This window comes from Amycolatopsis sp. cg13 (assembly GCF_041346965.1).
GTDB lineage: Bacteria > Actinomycetota > Actinomycetes > Mycobacteriales > Pseudonocardiaceae > Amycolatopsis.
This window is the reverse complement of record NZ_CP166848.1, coordinates 6,416,014-6,432,838: the sequence shown is the minus strand read 5'-3', so window position 1 is coordinate 6,432,838 and position 16,825 is coordinate 6,416,014. Positions and strand designations below refer to the sequence as shown.

General features: G+C 67.5%; 16 protein-coding genes, 1 pseudogene and 1 riboswitch. Of the genes and pseudogenes, 6 read left to right on the top strand and 11 right to left on the bottom strand.

Annotation, left to right across the window (positions count from 1 at the left end):
* Positions 1 to 52 precede the first annotated feature (52 nt).
* Positions 53 to 643, top strand: a complete 591-nt coding sequence (locus AB5I40_RS30020) for a PIN domain-containing protein (RefSeq protein WP_370933619.1) — start codon at positions 53 to 55, stop codon at positions 641 to 643.
* Positions 644 to 650: 7 nt separating this feature from the next.
* On the opposite strand, the gene AB5I40_RS30015 is transcribed toward AB5I40_RS30020, so the two are convergent.
* Positions 651 to 1,589, bottom strand: coding sequence for a hypothetical protein (locus tag AB5I40_RS30015; protein ID WP_370933618.1), 939 nt, complete (start codon positions 1,587 to 1,589; stop codon positions 651 to 653).
* A 111-nt stretch (positions 1,590 to 1,700) separates the two neighbouring features.
* Positions 1,701 to 4,250, bottom strand: coding sequence for an ATP-dependent Clp protease ATP-binding subunit (locus AB5I40_RS30010; protein ID WP_370933617.1), 2,550 nt, complete (start codon positions 4,248 to 4,250; stop codon positions 1,701 to 1,703).
* A 368-nt stretch (positions 4,251 to 4,618) separates the two neighbouring features.
* On the opposite strand from AB5I40_RS30010, the gene AB5I40_RS30005 reads away from it, so the two are divergent.
* Positions 4,619 to 5,434, top strand: coding sequence for a (2Fe-2S)-binding protein (locus AB5I40_RS30005; RefSeq protein ID WP_370933616.1), 816 nt, complete (start codon positions 4,619 to 4,621; stop codon positions 5,432 to 5,434).
* Positions 5,435 to 5,452: 18 nt separating this feature from the next.
* Here the strand turns inward: AB5I40_RS30005 and AB5I40_RS30000 are convergent, their stop codons facing one another.
* Complete coding sequence (locus AB5I40_RS30000) at positions 5,453 to 6,022, bottom strand: TIGR03086 family metal-binding protein (RefSeq protein WP_370933615.1); 570 nt, start codon at positions 6,020 to 6,022, stop codon at positions 5,453 to 5,455.
* A gap of 67 nt (positions 6,023 to 6,089) precedes the next feature.
* On the opposite strand from AB5I40_RS30000, the gene AB5I40_RS29995 reads away from it, so the two are divergent.
* Positions 6,090 to 6,917, top strand: coding sequence for a DUF6597 domain-containing transcriptional factor (locus AB5I40_RS29995; RefSeq protein ID WP_370933614.1), 828 nt, complete (start codon positions 6,090 to 6,092; stop codon positions 6,915 to 6,917).
* A 142-nt stretch (positions 6,918 to 7,059) separates the two neighbouring features.
* Here AB5I40_RS29995 and AB5I40_RS29990 read toward each other — a convergent pair whose 3' ends face one another.
* Positions 7,060 to 7,413 carry an Lsr2 family protein gene (locus AB5I40_RS29990; protein WP_009084272.1) on the bottom strand — a complete coding sequence of 118 codons (354 nt, stop codon included), beginning with the start codon at positions 7,411 to 7,413 and terminating at the stop codon, positions 7,060 to 7,062.
* 163 nt (positions 7,414 to 7,576) lie between these two features.
* Positions 7,577 to 9,085, bottom strand: coding sequence for a lysine--tRNA ligase (gene lysS / locus AB5I40_RS29985; protein ID WP_370933613.1), 1,509 nt, complete (start codon positions 9,083 to 9,085; stop codon positions 7,577 to 7,579).
* A gap of 82 nt (positions 9,086 to 9,167) precedes the next feature.
* Here lysS and AB5I40_RS29980 point away from each other — a divergent pair, with 82 nt between their 5' ends.
* Together AB5I40_RS29980 and AB5I40_RS29975 are read left to right on the top strand one after the other, a co-directional pair.
* Positions 9,168 to 9,932 (top strand): class I SAM-dependent methyltransferase, encoded by a 765-nt coding sequence (locus AB5I40_RS29980; RefSeq protein WP_370933612.1) that lies wholly within the window; start codon positions 9,168 to 9,170, stop codon positions 9,930 to 9,932.
* Positions 9,933 to 9,982: 50 nt separating this feature from the next.
* Positions 9,983 to 10,044: riboswitch (guanidine-III (ykkC-III) riboswitch) on the top strand.
* A gap of 33 nt (positions 10,045 to 10,077) precedes the next feature.
* Positions 10,078 to 10,392: a multidrug efflux SMR transporter gene (locus AB5I40_RS29975; RefSeq protein WP_067576886.1), complete on the top strand. Its 315-nt coding sequence runs from the start codon at positions 10,078 to 10,080 to the stop codon at positions 10,390 to 10,392.
* Between the two features lie 3 nt (positions 10,393 to 10,395).
* On the opposite strand, the gene AB5I40_RS29970 is transcribed toward AB5I40_RS29975, so the two are convergent.
* Complete coding sequence (locus tag AB5I40_RS29970; RefSeq protein ID WP_370933611.1) at positions 10,396 to 11,250, bottom strand: sigma-70 family RNA polymerase sigma factor; 855 nt, start codon at positions 11,248 to 11,250, stop codon at positions 10,396 to 10,398.
* Positions 11,251 to 11,391: 141 nt separating this feature from the next.
* Between AB5I40_RS29970 and AB5I40_RS29965 the strand changes: the two genes are divergently transcribed.
* Positions 11,392 to 12,126 (top strand): SDR family oxidoreductase, encoded by a 735-nt coding sequence (locus AB5I40_RS29965; protein WP_370933610.1) that lies wholly within the window; start codon positions 11,392 to 11,394, stop codon positions 12,124 to 12,126.
* On the opposite strand, the gene AB5I40_RS29960 is transcribed toward AB5I40_RS29965, so the two are convergent.
* The 5 genes and pseudogenes from AB5I40_RS29960 to AB5I40_RS29940 all read right to left on the bottom strand — a co-directional run bounded on the left by AB5I40_RS29960 (position 12,123) and on the right by AB5I40_RS29940 (position 16,620).
* Positions 12,123 to 12,896, bottom strand: a complete 774-nt coding sequence (locus AB5I40_RS29960) for a type III pantothenate kinase (protein WP_116200236.1) — start codon at positions 12,894 to 12,896, stop codon at positions 12,123 to 12,125. The genes AB5I40_RS29965 and AB5I40_RS29960 overlap by 4 nt on opposite strands.
* A gap of 43 nt (positions 12,897 to 12,939) precedes the next feature.
* Positions 12,940 to 13,434: an aspartate 1-decarboxylase gene (gene panD, locus AB5I40_RS29955; RefSeq protein ID WP_009084286.1), complete on the bottom strand. Its 495-nt coding sequence runs from the start codon at positions 13,432 to 13,434 to the stop codon at positions 12,940 to 12,942.
* Between the two features lie 12 nt (positions 13,435 to 13,446).
* On the bottom strand, positions 13,447 to 14,355 hold the full coding sequence (gene panC, locus AB5I40_RS29950) for a pantoate--beta-alanine ligase (protein ID WP_370933609.1): 909 nt from the start codon (positions 14,353 to 14,355) through the stop codon (positions 13,447 to 13,449).
* Positions 14,352 to 15,266, bottom strand: a pseudogene (locus AB5I40_RS29945) (Rossmann-like and DUF2520 domain-containing protein); the annotation flags it as partial. The gene panC and the pseudogene AB5I40_RS29945, both read right to left, overlap by 4 nt.
* A 247-nt stretch (positions 15,267 to 15,513) precedes the next feature.
* Positions 15,514 to 16,620 carry a PrsW family intramembrane metalloprotease gene (locus AB5I40_RS29940; RefSeq protein WP_370940636.1) on the bottom strand — a complete coding sequence of 369 codons (1,107 nt, stop codon included), beginning with the start codon at positions 16,618 to 16,620 and terminating at the stop codon, positions 15,514 to 15,516.
* Between the last annotated feature and the right edge of the window lie 205 nt (positions 16,621 to 16,825).

Genomic DNA, 16,825 nt, shown 5'->3' with positions numbered 1-16,825 from the left:
GAATCGAACAGGAGGCCGCACCGCGGAACTTCCGTCCTCGTATCGTGGTGCGATGCCAACTCGCGTGCTTCCCGATGCCAACGTCCTGCACGCCAGAACACTCCGGGACTGGCTGCTTCTGCTGAAGGACACGGGAAACGCAAGCATGTTCCACGTTTTCTACACGGAAGACATTCTTGCCGAGACCATCCAGAGCATCCGACGCCGCAATCCCGGCCTCACCGGAACCGAAATCACCAAAATCCGCGACGCGATCGCCGAGACGATGGACGGCCGCATCGACGATTACCCATCCGGACAGGACGCCGTCGTGCTGACTGACCCGTTCGACCGGCACATCCACGCGGCCGCGATCGCCGGATCGATAGATTGTGTCGTCAGCCTTGACCACGGGTTCACCGACCTGCCGACGGCAGTACGGGACACGCTCGATTACGAGATCTACACCCCGGACGAGTTCTTCCTGCTCATCGACGATTCGTCGCCGCGGCTCGTCCGCGCCACACTGCGCAGGCAGATCCGGTACTTCTCCGGGATTGGTCGCACACACCTGGACTTCGCTGGTGCACTGGTGAAATCCGACTGTCCCGCCTTCGCTGAGCGAATCGCCGAACGCTGCCGCGAGATCGCCTTCGACCAGTAACCGCGATCTACCCAGCGAAAAGCTCCGCCGGAAAACGCGTCTTCCGGTCCTCCTGAAGCCGCGTGTAAAAGTCGTTCATCTCCACCGCCACCGAAGCATGTCGCGCCACCACCTCGGCGATCGGCGAAGGCAACGCCAACTCCCCAGCAGCCGCCCGACGCACCGCAGCGAGGCGGCTGGCTCGGTCCCAGGTCCCGTGAACCTCGGTCACCAGCCAGTTCACCAAATACATCGACCCATAAGCCCGGTCATGCTCCGCATTCAGATCCGCGAACGCCAACTCCGCCTCACTCAGGTCGAACCGACGCGCGAATGCCAGACCAAAATCAGTCAGCACAAACCGATCGCCATCGGTCAGGAAGTTCTCGAAGTGGTTGTCGAAGTGCAGAACTCCCTGCGCACGAAGGAACGAGAGCGTCTCACTGACCTGTGCCGCAACACGTTCAGCCTGATCCAGATGCCCCGGCAACCATCGATGCACATTAGTCGGGAAATACTCGCAGAACAGCACAACGCTCGACGAAGCATCCCGCAGCTCCGTGAGCCGACGCCGGACCGCGGAAGAACCGCCCCAGTACTCCACATCCTCTTCCATCGGGCGATCCGGCACCCGTCCCGAGAGGACCGGCAGCACTCGCCAGTGGTGCAGCAAAGGGAAGTTCTCGCACTGACCGCTCAGGACCCACCCGTTGGCCATCACGTGCAGCGCCAGCTCCCGCCAAGCCGAGCCCTCCGGCGAACCAAGGCCGTAATGGCAAAAGGCAGGCAGGCCATACAGATTGGCGGTGGAATGCGGATGCTGCCGCTCCAGCGCGGTAAGCGGCACCCGCTTCGCGAACACCGGGACCCCGTCTACGTCCAGCCGGGCGCCAGTGCCGCCGATTCCCTCGGACAGGACTTCAGCTGCCTCCAGCCGCTCGGTGAGCTGGCGGTCGCTCAGGAGCAAAAGCGCGGTGCTCGCCGCGGCGTGCTGCGAAATCCTAGAAGACCCCATCACCCGACAATAGAGAAAAGGGCGGCCCCCAAAGCTGGGAGCCGCCCTTTTTCTCTAGCTACTTCACTCGTTCTCGGACTCGCCGTTTTCCGCGGCGCCGATGCTCACCGGCGGGGCGTCGGGGACCGAGGACGGACGCTTCTCACCGCGGAAGGTGAAGTGCGCCTCGTCGTCGCGGTCCTCGGGGTTGCCGCTCCAGCCTTCGACGTCGACCACGATGATCTGACCCGCTTCGACCTCGCCGAAGAGGATCTTCTCCGACAGCTGGTCCTCGATCTCGCGCTGGATCGTGCGACGCAGCGGCCGGGCGCCGAGCACCGGGTCGAAGCCGCGCTTGGCCAGCAGCGCCTTCGCCTTTTCGGTGAGCTCGATCTCCATGTCCTTGGCCTTGAGCTGCGTCTCGACCCGGCCGATCATCAGGTCCACCATCTGGATGATCTGTTCCTGGTTGAGCTGGTGGAAGACGATGATGTCGTCGATCCGGTTCAGGAACTCCGGGCGGAAATGCTTCTTCATTTCCTCGTTGACCTTCTGCTTCATCTTCTCGTAGCGGTTCGTCGAATCCGCTCCGGAGGAGAAGCCGAGGCTCACGGACTTCGAGATGTCCGAGGTGCCCAGGTTCGAGGTGAAGATCAGCACGGTGTTCTTGAAGTCGACCGTACGGCCCTGGCCGTCGGTGAGGCGGCCGTCTTCGAGCACCTGCAGGAGGGTGTTGTAGATCTCCTGGTGCGCCTTTTCGATCTCGTCGAAAAGCACCACCGAGAACGGCTTGCGCCGCACCTTCTCGGTCAGCTGCCCGCCCTCTTCGTAGCCGACGTAGCCCGGAGGGGCACCGAAGAGCCGCGAAGCGGTGTAGCGGTCGTGGAACTCGCCCATGTCGATCTGGATGAGCGCGTCGTCCTCGCCGAACAGGAAGGACGCCAGCGCCTTCGACAGCTCGGTCTTACCGACACCGGACGGGCCGGCGAAGATGAACGAACCGGACGGGCGCTTCGGATCCTTCAGACCCGCACGCGTACGGCGGATCGCCTGGGAGACGGCCTTGACCGCGTCCTCCTGGCCGATGATGCGCTTGTGGAGCTCGTCCTCCATGCGCAGCAGCCGGGTGGTCTCCTCCTCGGTGAGCTTGAACACCGGGATGCCGGTCCAGTTGGCCAGCACCTCCGCGATCTGCTCGTCGTCCACCTCGGCGACGACGTCGAGGTCGCCGTCCTTCCACTGCTTCTCGCGCTCGCCCTTCTGGCCGAGGAGCTGCTTCTCCTCGTCGCGAAGGCGCGCGGCCCGCTCGAAGTCCTGCGCGTCGATCGCGGACTCCTTGTCCCGGCGGACGTCGGCGATCTTCTCGTCGAACTCGCGCAGGTCCGGCGGAGCGGTCATCCGGCGGATGCGCATCCGGGCACCGGCCTCGTCGATCAGGTCGATCGCCTTGTCCGGCAGGAACCGGTCGTTGATGTAGCGGTCGGCCAGCGTGGCGGCCGCGACCAGCGCCGAGTCGGTGATCGAGACGCGGTGGTGCGCCTCGTACCGGTCGCGCAGGCCCTTGAGGATCTCGATCGTGTGCTCGAGCGACGGCTCGCCCACCTGGATCGGCTGGAAGCGGCGCTCCAGCGCGGCGTCCTTCTCGATGTACTTGCGGTACTCCTCGAGCGTGGTCGCGCCGATCGTCTGCAGCTCGCCGCGGGCCAGCATCGGCTTCAGGATCGACGCCGCGTCGATCGCGCCCTCGGCCGCGCCCGCGCCGACGAGCGTGTGCAGCTCGTCGATGAACAGGATGATGTCGCCGCGGGTCTTGATCTCCTTGAGCACCTTCTTCAGGCGCTCTTCGAAGTCACCGCGGTAGCGCGAGCCCGCGACCAGCGAGCCCAGGTCGAGGGTGTAGAGCTGCTTGTCCTTGAGCGTCTCGGGCACCTCGCCCTTGACGATGCTCTGGGCAAGGCCCTCGACGACGGCGGTCTTGCCGACGCCCGGCTCGCCGATGAGCACCGGGTTGTTCTTGGTCCGGCGGGACAGCACCTGCATGACCCGCTCGATCTCCTTGCCGCGCCCGATGACCGGGTCGAGCTTGCCCTCGCGGGCGAGCACGGTCATGTTGCGGCCGAACTGGTCGAGCACCAGCGAGGAGGACGGCGTGCCCTCGCCGCGGCCGGAGCCGCTCTCGGTGGACTTCTCGCCGGTCTGGTAGCCCGACAGGAGCTGCAGCACCTGCTGGCGGACCCGGTTGAGGTCCGCGCCCAGCTTCACGAGCACCTGGGCGGCGACGCCCTCGCCCTCGCGGATCAGGCCGAGCAGGATGTGCTCCGTGCCGATGTAGTTGTGGCCGAGCTGCAGCGCCTCGCGCAGCGACAGCTCCAGCACCTTCTTCGCCCGCGGCGTGAACGGGATGTGCCCGCTCGGCGCCTGCTGGCCCTGGCCGATGATCTCCTCGACCTGCTGGCGCACGCCCTCGAGGGCGATGCCCAGCGACTCCAGCGCCTTGGCGGCGACACCCTCACCCTCGTGGATCAGACCCAGGAGGATGTGCTCGGTGCCGATGTAGTTGTGGTTGAGCATCCGGGCCTCTTCTTGGGCCAGGACGACCACCCGCCTCGCGCGGTCGGTGAACCTCTCAAACATGCGCACTCCCTCGACTGCTGCGTCGGCGGCCCGTAACCTCCGTGGATCGCGTCCACGGCGGACAGCACCGTGAGACCACTCTAGTAGCCAAGCGGTCGCGCTTGCGTACCACTACGGCTTCCAGCGGCCCGTTCGCACCCGGACGGCGACCCGGTCGGTCACCGCTGTTCATCCGGTTGCGCTGCACCTTTACTCCCTCTCGAACGTACGGGACCGGATCAGGATTCCGCCCGGGCACCCCTGTCCGCTCAGCGCGAACACCCCCGCGCGTCCGGGTGGTCTCACCCTGTGGCCACCCGATTGGCGCAATCCCGCTCCGTATGTAAGGTTAGGCACGCCTAATCAAGATCAGGACGGGGGTGAGCCGGGTGAACCCGCAGCGCTCGCGCGACGACGCCCGCGAGATCGGCGACGGGCTCGCGTCCTCCCTGCTGCGCGCCAGCGCCCGGCACGACCTGCGCCGCGACGTCCCCGAGGGCTGGTTTCGCTGCGCTGACCTCCTGGAACAGCCCGCGCTGTTCGCCGAATGGCGCTCCCGGCTGACCGACTGGCTCCTCGACCAGCACGGCACCGCACCAGCGCGGACAGCAGCCAGCTACGTGATGTCTTGGTACCTGTACGTCCCCGCGTACGTGGGCGCGCTGCTGCTGCACCACGAGCGTCGCGTGCCGTCGCTGAAGCCGGAGCAGCTCGCGTTCGGCCTCGGCCCCGACCGGCCGCATCCGGAGGGCATGGCCATCCTCAGCGACACCTTCTACTGCCTGCCGACAGACCCGGGCAGCGTCCGCCCTGAGGCCACTGTCGTGCGCGACGAACGCGCGTTGGCCGCGGTGCTGCGCGCGCAGTTCGTCGGCCACGCTGCCCGCTTCGTCCGCGCCTACGCCCCCGGCACCCGGCTCGGCCGCCGCATGCTCTGGGCGGCCGCCACAGACGCCCTGGACGGCGCGCTGTGGCGGGTTGGCAAACAAGGCGGGACAGCCGAGGCCGAAGGCGCTGGCGTCGCGGACGCGGCATTGGTGCTCGACGCGCAGTACCGCCCGCTGACCTCGGCGTCCACCTTGCGCATGGGGATCAACGAGGACGGTCGCCGGGCTTGGGAACGCCGGCGGGAGAGCTGCTGCTTCTCCTATCTCCTGCCCGGAGAAGCGGAGTGCGAAAGCTGTCCGCGAATCTGCCCTCGTTGATCTCCATCGAGTGAAATATCAGGCGTACGGGTCCCGGCCCGTCGCGCCCAGCGCCCGGTGCAGCACCGGCGCGGTTTCCGGCACCGCGACTTCGGGTCCGAAAACGCCGCCCTTGCGGGCCTCCTCGCCCATTCCGGCCGCGAACGCGAGAATCACTTCAGCGGCTTCGTCCGGACAGTTCAGCTCCACGCCGCTCGCCCGCGTGAGATCCCAGGCGTGCACGACGAATTCGCCGAGCACCATGTCCCCGACGACCGCGGCGGGCAGTTCGGATCCGCCGAAGGCGATGGTGCCGGTCCACGCCTCCGGCGGAGTGAGCGCCGCGACCACGTCGTCGGTCAACGCTTCGAGCGCCTTCGGCCAATCGTCGCCGACGAGCGACGCTTCGGCTTCGCTCGGCGCGGGCGGTTCGTAAGGCTCGTGCCGGATAGCGGCAGCGAGCCACGGGCCCCAGTAGAAAAGGTGGTTGAGAAGGCCGCGAACGTCGTAGTCCGCACATGCGGTGGGCGCGGTCAGCGACGGGGCGGCGGCCGCGACGCGCCGCAGTTCGGCGGCGGCCGGGGCGAGCAGTCCGGAGTGATTCGACATGCGCCCGAGCCAACCACGCTGGCGCGGCGGCCGTCTTGAAATTACGCGACGCACTAGCGTTTCAACCATGCGGCGGATCCCGAGCGGCATCCTGAACGAGGCGACGGCTCGCACCAAGTTCACCATCACCCGGCATCCGCCCGCCCCGGAACTGCGCGATTTCGTGGAACACCACTGGATACTGCGCTGGGACCTGACCGAACCGCATGAACAGCACGTGCTTCCGAATCTGTCGGTGCACGTGACGTTCTTCCCCGGCGCGTGCGGCGTTTACGGTCCGGCGCACCAGCTTTTCACGCATCGGCTCAGCGGACGCGTGCACGGGATCGGGGCCAGGATCCGGCCCGGATGTTTCCGCCCGTTCCTCGACGCCCCGGTGCGCACCCTCGCCGATCGCGCCGAGGACGTCGCCGCGATCTTCGGGCGCGAAGCCGCGGTCGCTGAAAAAGCCGTCCGGAATGCGGAAACGGACGCGGAAATGATCACTGCAATCGACAACTTGCTGATCGCACGCCGTCGTCCCATTCTCCCGGGCGCCCGGGTGGCCGCCGCGGCGGTGGAAACAATCGCCGCGGATCCCGAGATCACCAGGGTCGCGGAACTGGCGGCGGCACTCGGGCTGTCGGTCCGGGCCGTGCAGCGGTTGTTCGCCGAACACGTCGGAACAACGCCGAAGTGGGCGATCCGGATTTACCGCCTGAACGAAGCCGCCCGGTTACTGGCCGCACCGGCCGCTCCGGATTACGCGGATCTGGCGACTCGGCTGGGCTATAGCGACCAACCTCACTTCATCCGCGATTTCCGCGCGGTGACCGGAGCCCCTCCCGCGGAGTACGCCCGTTCCGCCCGCCGGCTGATCTCGTGCACGCCGGACGGCGCAAAGCCGGGAAACTAATACCGAACGCCAAACGGCCGCCGGGAATGTTCCCGACGGCCGTTTGGCGTGCAGAGTGCGAAGACACCCCCGTCTCCGCCGCGGTGCGTTCTCCCGGTTCGCTAACCGGAGGACCGCATCCGCGAGTTCCGGAAATGCCCGGTCAGTTCTTCTTGTGGTAAGCCTCGACGACCTCCGACGGGATGCGCCCGCGGTCGGAAACCTGGAAACCGTTCTTGCGGGCCCAGGCGCGAATCGCCTGGTTCTGCTCGCGGTCGACCGCGGCCGGGCGGGCCGGGGACTTGCCGCCGGCGACCGGACGCAGCGGCGCGCGCTTGCGGCCGCCGGCCCGGCGGGCGTGCTCGACATACTGCGCCAGCGCGTCCCGCAACTCCTCGGCGTTTTCGCCCGACAGGTCGATCTGGTAGCTCACACCGTCCAAACCGAACTCAACGGTCTCTTCCGCCTCACTGCCGTCGAGGTCGTCGACCAGAGAGACAAGCACCTTCTGTGCCATCTGATTCCTCCTGCGGGGCTTACCCGAATGATCTGGCTACATGATCTGGTTTCGGGGCAAGCCCCGAGCTACAGAAGTCTTTGACACCCATATTAATACCCGCTTGTCCGGCCGTAGGCAAATCCGCATTGAGAAAATCTCGACCGGTGCGGCGAACGGTGTCCTATTCAGGTCGCACGAGCGGGAAGAGGATCGTCTCCCGGATACCGAGCCCGGTCAGAGCCATGAGCAGCCGGTCGATCCCCATTCCGACCCCGCCGCTCGGCGGCATTCCGTACTCGAGCGCGCGGAGGAAATCCTCGTCGAGACGCATCGCCTCGCTATCCCCGGCGGCCCCGAGCCGCGCCTGTTCGGTGAGCCGCTGCCGTTCCACCACCGGATCCACCAGCTCGGAGTATCCGGTCGCGAGTTCGAAACCGCGCACGTACAGGTCCCACTTCTCGGCCACGCCCTCGCGGCTGCGGTGCTGCCGCGTGAGCGGAGAGGTCTCGAGCGGGAAATCCCGGACAAATGTGGGCGCGTGCAGTCCGTCGCCGACGAGATGTTCCCACAGTTCTTCGACGAGTTTGCCGTGCGCTAGCTTGGGATCCACCTCGATCTCGCGCGCCGCGGCGATCTTGTGCAGTGCTTCGGCGGGAGTATCCGGCGTCACTTCCTCGCCGAGCGCTTCCGAGAGCGACTCGTACATGCCGAGTGTCGTCCATTCGCCGGAAAGGTCGTACTCGGTTCCGTCGGCGAGAGTGACCACCTGGGTGCCGAGCACGTTCTCCGCGGCCTCCTGGATGAGTTCGCGGGTCATCACGGCATTCGTGTCGTAAGTGGCGTACGCCTCGTAGTACTCGAGCATCGCGAACTCCGGCGAGTGCGAGGAGTCGCTGCCCTCGTTGCGGAAGTTCCGGTTGATCTCGAAAACCTTCTCGATCCCGCCGACCACACAGCGCTTGAGGTACAGCTCCGGCGCGATGCGCAGGAACAGCTCGAGGTCGAAGGCATTGGAATGCGTGACGAACGGCCGGGCCGCGGCGCCGCCGTGCAGCGTCTGCAGCATCGGCGTCTCGACCTCGGTGAATCCCCGGCGGTGGAACGACTCCCGCAGCGAACGCATCACGCCGGCGCGCGTGCGCACCACGTCGCGCGCCTTCGGTCGCATAATCAGATCGACATAACGCTGGCGGATTCGCGTTTCCTCCGCCAGCTCCTTGAACGCCACCGGCAGCGGGCGCAGCGACTTCGCCGCCATCTGCCAGCTGTCGGCCAGCACGGAAAGCTCGCCGCGCTTCGAGGTGATCACCTCGCCGTGCACGAATACGTGGTCGCCGAGATCGACATCGGACTTCCACGAGGCGAGAGACTCGGGCCCGACCTGCGCGAGACTCAGCATCGCCTGCAGTTCCGTGCCGTCGCCCTCACGAAGAGTGGCGAAACACAGTTTGCCCGTATTGCGGAGAAACATGACGCGACCGGTGACGCCGACCGACTGACCGGTGCTGGTGTCGGCTTCGAGACCGGAATGTTCGGCACGGATCTGCGCGAGAGTGTGCGTACGCGGAACCTCTACCGGGTAAGGATCGGCGCCCTCCGCGATTATCCGGTCGCGCTTGTCCCGGCGCACCCGCATCTGTTCGGGCAGGTCGTCATCGGGCAGTGCGTCGGACGCGGGGAATTCGGTCATGGCCATAGCGTACGAAGCCGCTGGTGAACCGCGTCAACCGGATTCCCCTTCCGGGGCACTCACGGTATTAGGGTGGTTACTCGTGAGCGATCCCGGCACTGATGCGGAACTGCACGCCCGGCGGGCTTCTTCGTTCGGGGACCAGGCGAGCGCCTACGCCCGGCACCGGCCGGACTATCCTCGAGCGGCACTCGAATGGGGTATGTCCGGAGCGAACCGGCCGGTCCGCGACGTGCTGGACCTCGCGGCGGGCACCGGAAAACTCACCGAGGGACTCGTCGATCTCGGCCGTTCGGTGACCGCGGTGGAACCCGATCCAGGCATGCTCGCCGAACTGTCCAGGCGGCTTCCGGACGTTCCCGCGCTGCTGGGCAAGGCCGAGGACATCCCGCTGCCGGACGAATCGGCCGACGCGGTGTTCGTCGGCCAGGCCATGCACTGGTTCGATTTAGCGGCGGCGTTCGCGCAGATCCGCCGGGTCCTGCGGCCGGGCGGTGCCGTGGTGGCGCTGTGGAATCACGACGACGAATCCGTGCCGTGGGCGCGCGAATTCGCCCGGCTGATCCGGACCGACGTCAGCCGCGGGTTCGCCGGCTCCGAGCAACCGCTGTGCGTGGACGGCTTCGGCCCGTTCGAACGGGACCGGTTCGCCCACGCGCACCGGCGCTCGATCGACTCGCTGCTGGCGACCGTGGCCACGCATTCGCATCTGCTGATCGCCTCCCCCGACGAGCGCGACCGGCTGCTCGCGCAAGCCAGGGCGTACCTGGAAACTGTTCCGGAGGCCGGAACCGGCGAATTCGATTACCCGCTGGTCACCACGGTTCTGCGGGCTCGGCGGAGCTGAAGCGGCGACCGAAATCACCACCTCGGCGGGTCCGTTCGGTGCTAATTTCGGAAGTGGCGGTGTTCCGCCCCGGACGAGCGCGTCGTACCCGGTCACGACAAGACGGCGCAGTGCACGCATCCGTCACTGCGAAAGGTTCTTGATCATGGCCTGGCTCGTTCTTGTCGTTTCCGGATTTCTCGAAACCGTGTGGGCCGCGGCGCTCGGCGCCTCGAAAGGCTTCAGCAAGCTCTGGCCGAGCGTGCTGTTCGGCGGCGCGCTGCTGCTCAGCATGTCCGGTCTCGCGTATTCCTTGCGCGAAATTCCGCTCGGCACCGGATACGCGGTGTGGGTCGGCATCGGCGCGGTGGGGACCGCGGTATACGGGATCGTCGCGATGAACGATCCGCTCACCGTCGGCCGGATCACCTGTCTCGTGCTGATTGTCGCCGGGGTCGTCGGGCTGAAATTGTTCCACTGATCTTCATCCGAGCGCGATCTCCAGCCCGCGCAGCCGCTCCGGCGCGGAAATCACGTCGATCCCGGTGATCAGGTCGCCGTCGAAAACGAACTTGAGGACCACGGCGAGCCGGCCGCGCGGGGCGAGCACCAGGCCGGGGCCGCCGTCGACCAACGCGACCTGCGTACTGCGCGCGACTTCCGAAGCGAGCAGCGCGCCCTTGCTGACGGCTCGGACACCGCGCAGCACCACCGGTGCCGCGCCGGTGTCCGAGTGCAGCACGACGTCTGGATCCAGCACTTTCAACAGTCCCGCGAAGTCTCCCTCGCGAGCAGCGGCCAAATAAGCCTCGACAACCCCGCGCCGTTTGCTCGCATCGGCCGGCCCGGCTTCTCCGCCACGCACCCGGCGACGGGCCCGGCTGGCCAGCTGCCGGACCGCAGCCGGGCTGCGGTCGAGGATCTGCGCGACGTCCTCGAAAGGCACGGCGAACATGTCGTGCAGCACGAACGCGATCCGCTCGGCCGGGCCCAGGACGTCGAGCACTACCAGCATCGCCAGCCCGACGGAATCGGCCAGCTGGGCTTCTTCGGCGAGATCCGCGCCGTCGTCTCCGCGGTCGAGCGGGAACGCGTCCAGCGAATCCTCGCGGCGGCGTTCGCGCGTGCGCAACAGGTTCAGGCACACCCGCGCCACCACAGTGGTGAGCCACGCGGGCAGATTCCGCACTTCGGAAATGTCCGCGCCGTCCGCGCGCAACCAGGCTTCCTGCACCGCGTCGTCGGCCTCGGCGAGCGAGCCGAGCATGCGGTAAGCGACCCCGCGAAGTCGTGGACGCTCTTCCTCGAATCGGACCGCGAGCAGGTCTCGGTCATCCACTTGTCACCCCTCCCCGCCCCACCGCCGCCCTCAACGGAGCGGCCGGAGGCCGCGCTGTCACATTCCTGCCACGGGCGGGTTCATCCCAGTAGGACACCCCCAGTGCCCGACCTCGCGGCACTTTACCCGGAAGGAATTGTCATGACGACGATCTTGGTCACCGGCGGCACCGGAACCCTCGGCAAGCTGGTCGTTCCCGCTCTCGGCGATGCCAAGGTGCGTGTCCTCAGCCGGAACGCGAACGGCCCCGACCGGTTCGCCTGCGACCTGATGACCGGCGAAGGCCTGGCCCCGGCAGTCGACGGCGCTGACGTGGTCGTGCACCTGGCAGGCGGCCCGAAGGGCGACGACGTGGCGACGGCGAATCTTGTCCGGGCCGCCGAGCGCGCCGGAGTCGGCCATCTGGTTTTCATTTCGGTGATCGCCGCGGACGCGGTGCCGCTCGGCTATTTCCGCCGCAAGCACGAAGCCGAAAACCTCGTCGCCGCGGCGGAAGTGCCCTCGACCATCCTGCGCGCGGCCCAGTTCCACGGCTTCTGCCTCAATGCCGTGCAGGCCGTGGCGAAACTGCCGATCGTGCCGGTGCCCGGGGTCAATTTCCAGCCGGTCGACGCCCGCGACGTGGCCGAGCGGATCGCGCGGCTGGCGCTCGGCGAACCGGCCGGTCGGGTACGGGATTTGGCTGGCCCCAAGGTGTACGCCATGGGCGAGCTGGTCGACAAGTACTTGCAGGCTCGCGGACGGCGGCGGATGAAAATGCCCATGCGCGTTCCCGGTGCGGCGGGAAAGGTCTATCGCGCGGACGGCAATCTCAACCTCGACGCGGACACCGGCGTCCGCACTTTCGAGGATTACCTCGCCGAGCAGGTCGGCTAACGCACATTCCGTTCGTACACCAGCCGCAGGCCGAGCAGCGTCAGGTCCGGCACGTGCTCCTTGATCGTCTCGGATTCGCCCAGCACCAACGGGGCGAGCCCGCCGGTGGCGATCACCGTCACCGGATCCGAGCTGTCGGCCTGCAATTCCCGCACGATCCGCCGGACGAGCCCGTCGACCTGGCCCGCGAAGCCGTACAGAATACCGGACTGCAGGCATTCCACGGTGTTCTTGCCGATCACCGAACGCGGCGGGACGAGTTCCACCTTCCGCAGCGCGGCCGCGCGGGCGGCGAGCGCGTCCACCGAGATCTCGATGCCCGGGGCGAACGCCCCGCCGAGGAATTCGCCCCGGGCCGAGATCGCGTCGACATTTGTAGACGTGCCGAAATCGACCACCACGCACGCCGTGGCGTGCAAATGGTGCGCGGCAAGGGTGTTCACGAGCCGGTCCGCGCCGACTTCCTTCGGATTGTCCACCAGCAGCGCGACCCCGGTGCGCACGCCGGGCTCGACCACGATCTTCGGCACCCGCGCGTAATAGCGGCCGAGCATCACCCGCAATTCGCGCAGCACCGCGGGCACTGTGGACAGTGCGCTGATCCCGGTGACCGCGTCGGCGTGCGGGCCGAGCAGCCCGCGCACCGTGAGCGCGAGTTCGTCCGCGGTCATCCGCGCGTCGGTGCGCATCCGCCAATCACCGACCAGCTCGGCGCCTTGGTAGAGGCCGAGCACGATGTTGGTGTTGCCGACGTCGACAGTGAGCAGCAACGAGGTCTTCCTTACTGCGGCTCGCGACCGCCGCCGGGAAAGGTCAGTTTTCGGCGTGCAGCAACGCGTCGAGCCGGCGCGCGTCCGCGGTTTCGGCCACCGGGAAGGTCATCGTGTCCTCTTCGGGCAGGGTGACCGTGCCGCTCAGCAGACCCGATCCGTCCGGTGCGTGCGCGGGGTCGTGCCCGCGCTCGACGATCCGGTTGTAATCGTCCACAAAGATCACTCGCGGCCGGTAGGCGCGCGCCTCGGCGTCGTCCATCTGCCCGTAGGCGATCAGGATCACGAGGTCGCCCGGGTGCACCAGATGCGCGGCGGCTCCGTTGATGCCGAGCACGCCGCTGCCGCGCTCGCCGGTGATGACGTAGGTTTCCAGCCGCGCGCCGTTGGTGACGTCCACAATGGACACCTGCTCGCCCTCGAGCAGATCGGCGGCCTCCATGAGGTCCTCGTCGACCGTGACCGAACCCACGTAGTGCAGGTCGGCCTGGGTCACCGTGGCCCGGTGGATCTTCGATTTCAGCATCGTGCGATACATCGTGGACTCTCCCTATTCCCCTGCGTCCGGATCCCCGCTCGGATGTTCCACGGCTTTTCCGAGCAGCACTCCCGCGTTGTCGATCAGCCGGGTACTCCCCACCCGGGCCGCGACCAGCAACCGCGCCTCTCCGTCGACGGGCGCCGGCCCCAAATCGGTTCCCCTCAATTCCAGGTAATCCACTTCCACCTGGGGACGGGCCGCGAGCGTCTTCCGCGCCATTTCCAGCACGGCCTCCGCTCCGTCCCGCCCGACGTGCGCTCCCGCCGACAACGCGGACGACAGCACCACGGCGTCTTCCCTCTGTTCCGGCGTCAGGTAGACGTTGCGCGAGGACAGCGCGAGGCCGTCCCGTTCCCGGACGGTCGGCACCCCGATGACGCGGGTGTCGATGTTCAGGTCCGCCACCATCCGCTTGATCAGCACCAGCTGCTGGTAGTCCTTCTCCCCGAAGAACGCGTAATCCGGGCGCAGCAGGTTGAACAGCTTCGCGACCACCGTCAGCACCCCGGCGAAATGCCCAGGCCGGACGGCCCCCTCGAGTTCGTCGCCGAGCGGGCCGGGGTTCAGGGTGACCATCGCGTTGTCCGCGTACAGGTCCGCGGCTTTCGGTGTGAAAGCCAGCTCGACGCCCGCTTCGGACAAGGTCGCCAAGTCGGCTTCGAGCTGACGCGGGTAAGCGTCGAAGTCCTCGCCCTCGCCGAACTGCAACGGGTTCACGAAGATCGACGCGGCGACAACGGTGTTCGGCAGCCGCTTCGCGCGGCGCAGCAGTTCCCGGTGGCCGTCGTGCAGCGCGCCCATGGTGGGCACGAGCGCGACCTTCCGGCCGACGCTGCGCAGACCCCAGCTCACCTTGCTGATGTGCTCGGGCGGCTGGAACGTGTTGAGCGTTCCGCGCTGGAATTTCGGTGTCGTCACGGGGTCTGTCCTTCAGCGGGGTCGGCGAGAAGCTCGGTCAGTTCGCCCGCGGCCGCGGGATCGAGCAGTCCCGCGGCGCGGGACCGTTCGGCCGTGCGCCGGGCCAGCGCCCGGTAGGCCGGGGCGATCTGCGGCGCCCGGTCCGCGAGCACGTCGAGGTGCTTGCGGACGGTGCCGAGATCACCACGCGGGACCGGTCCGGTGAGGGCGCGGTCCCCGTGGCGAAGGACATTGTCCAACGCCGCCGAAAGCAGCGGTGCGACGAGTCGTTCCGGATGCCCGATTCCGGCGTCGCGCAGGGTTTCGGTGCAGTCGGCGACCAGCGTCATCAGGTGATTCGCGCCGTGCGCCAGCGCCGCGTGATACAGCGCCCGCGCGGATTCGGGGACCCGTACCGGTTCGGCGCCCATCTCGACGGCGAGCGCCTCGCCGACGTTCCACGCCGCGTCGTCGTCCGGCGCCGCGGTGACGCCGATGCTCGCCGCGACAAGACGTTCGAGGTCTTCCTCGCGGCCGGTGAAGGTGAGCACCGGATGCAGCGCGAGCGGCAGCGCACCGGCTTCCGCGACCGGGGCCAGCACGTCGATGCCGTGCGCGCCCGAGGTGTGCACCACGATCTGGCCCGCGCGAACGGAATTCGTAGCGACCAGACCACGGACGGTGCCCGCGAGCGCGTCGTCCGGCAACGCGAGCAGGACGAGATCGGCTCTCCGCACGACCTCGTCGGGCGGCAGCAACGGGACATCGGGCAGCAGCCGCTCCGCGCGGTTCAGCGAAGCGGCGGACAGCCCCGACGCGGCGACGACGGTGTGGCCCGCCCTGGCCAATGCCGCACCGAGGACACTGCCCACGCGGCCGGCGGAAACGACGCCCACGGCAAGGCGGGCCGGCCGGTTCATGGCGTGCGCCTGTGGACGCTCATGGCTCGAAACTCCTCATGTTCGTTCCAGTCCCGCTCTTTCGTCGCGGGTACCGGACGACGGCGCGAGAGTAGCCCCGCCCCGGCCGGATCAAGGTGCCCGGGTGACCAGCTTCACCCGGGGCGGCCAATCGCGCCCGTACCTTATTGGCAGTCGGCTTCTGGCGGTCGGCGAGAGCCCGAATCCCCCGGTGGAACGCCACTTTTGGCACGGTAGAGCTACCCCGAACGGGGAATGTTCACCGACTGTCGCGATTGTTCGCCAATCGCACGGCATCCGCGCGGGCGTCCCGCAGTGCCTGCAACAACTCTTCCTGCCGCTGCCGGTCCTGCTCACTGCGCAACCGGGTACGCCGAAGGAATGCGAGCTCAGTCACGCTCGCCTGATATCGCCCCACAGCCCGCGCCGCCGCCCGCCCGGACTGCTTGCGCGCCTGCTTACGCCATTCGCGCCGCCCAGACAGGCTGGCAAGCAAATCGATCTCCGACGGAGCGATCCACCGCGCCGCCGCCATCTTCGGCAACGCGGCGGCGACGATCCGCTGTTCTCTCCGCCGCTGCAACACGATCACGTAGATCGCGGCGATCAACAGCGGCAAAATCACCAGGAAATACAGCGTGAGGAACGACTTCCCGCCGTTGAGCGTGGCCGCGGCGTTCCACAGCGCGTGCAAGAAGACCCCAGCGAGGTACCCGGCCAGCGGAGCAAGAATCCGAACCCACCGCTGCGCATACCGCGCGGCGATCCCGAACCCGATGCCGGTCATAGCGGTGAACAACGGATGCGTGAACGGCGAAAGCACGCCCCGCACGAGGAAAGCGGCGAGCACTCCGGAGCTGGTGCCGTTGCCGAAGCCGTGGTCAGCGAAGGCGCGGCCGAAGTAATAGATGTTCTCGGTGAAGGCAAACCCAGCGGCCGCGAACCCCGCGTAGACGACTCCGTCGACGATCCCGTCGAATTCCTCGTTGCGCCGCCAGAAGATCAACAGGACGAAGACGCCTTTCGCGGCCTCCTCGACCAGCGGCGCGGAGACGAGCGCACTGACCTTGCTGCCATTGCCGCCGCCCAGAAGCAGATCACCGAACGCCTCGGCCCCGGTATTGATCAGCAGGGCGGTAACCGTGGCAATGCAAGCGCCCCAAGCAAAAGCGATCAGAAGCAGCTTCGCCGGCTCAGGCTCCCACCGATCAACCCAAAGCAACCCGGCGACCACCACCCCCACCGGGAGCAACGCGGCGACCACGCCGATCGCGACCGCCAGCCACCCCACGCGCGCAGTAGCGAGCCCGAAAAGAAAAAGCCCGCACAACGCCACGACGATCAACCCGAGCACCGGAAGGAGCACGGTGACATGCCGCGAACGAGATGCCGCAGGCGCAGAACCCGACGACGTGGCAGGGAGAGTGCCGTTCACGAGCGGTCACCATACGCAGGAGGTACCGGGGACGCTGGTTGGACGTACCGGGTTCAGCCCTATGCGGGACGCACCTGTGACTCTCGTCGCCACCCCACCAGTCGTCCGTGCCGCAGTCCGTGAGGGGCCCCAATGT

Bases quoted from the DNA above. Each gene is read 5' to 3' on its own strand.
- AB5I40_RS30020 (WP_370933619.1), top strand. From the start codon at position 53: ATGCCAACTCGCGTGCTTCCCGATGCCAACGTCCTGCACGCCAGAACA.
- AB5I40_RS30010 (WP_370933617.1), bottom strand. From the start codon at position 4,250: ATGTTTGAGAGGTTCACCGACCGCGCGAGGCGGGTGGTCGTCCTGGCC.
- AB5I40_RS30000 (WP_370933615.1), bottom strand. From the start codon at position 6,022: ATGTCGAATCACTCCGGACTGCTCGCCCCGGCCGCCGCCGAACTGCGG.
- AB5I40_RS29995 (WP_370933614.1), top strand. From the start codon at position 6,090: ATGCGGCGGATCCCGAGCGGCATCCTGAACGAGGCGACGGCTCGCACC.
- AB5I40_RS29990 (WP_009084272.1), bottom strand. From the start codon at position 7,413: ATGGCACAGAAGGTGCTTGTCTCTCTGGTCGACGACCTCGACGGCAGT.
- lysS (WP_370933613.1), bottom strand. From the start codon at position 9,085: ATGACCGAATTCCCCGCGTCCGACGCACTGCCCGATGACGACCTGCCC.
- AB5I40_RS29975 (WP_067576886.1), top strand. From the start codon at position 10,078: ATGGCCTGGCTCGTTCTTGTCGTTTCCGGATTTCTCGAAACCGTGTGG.
- AB5I40_RS29965 (WP_370933610.1), top strand. From the start codon at position 11,392: ATGACGACGATCTTGGTCACCGGCGGCACCGGAACCCTCGGCAAGCTG.
- panD (WP_009084286.1), bottom strand. From the start codon at position 13,434: ATGTATCGCACGATGCTGAAATCGAAGATCCACCGGGCCACGGTGACC.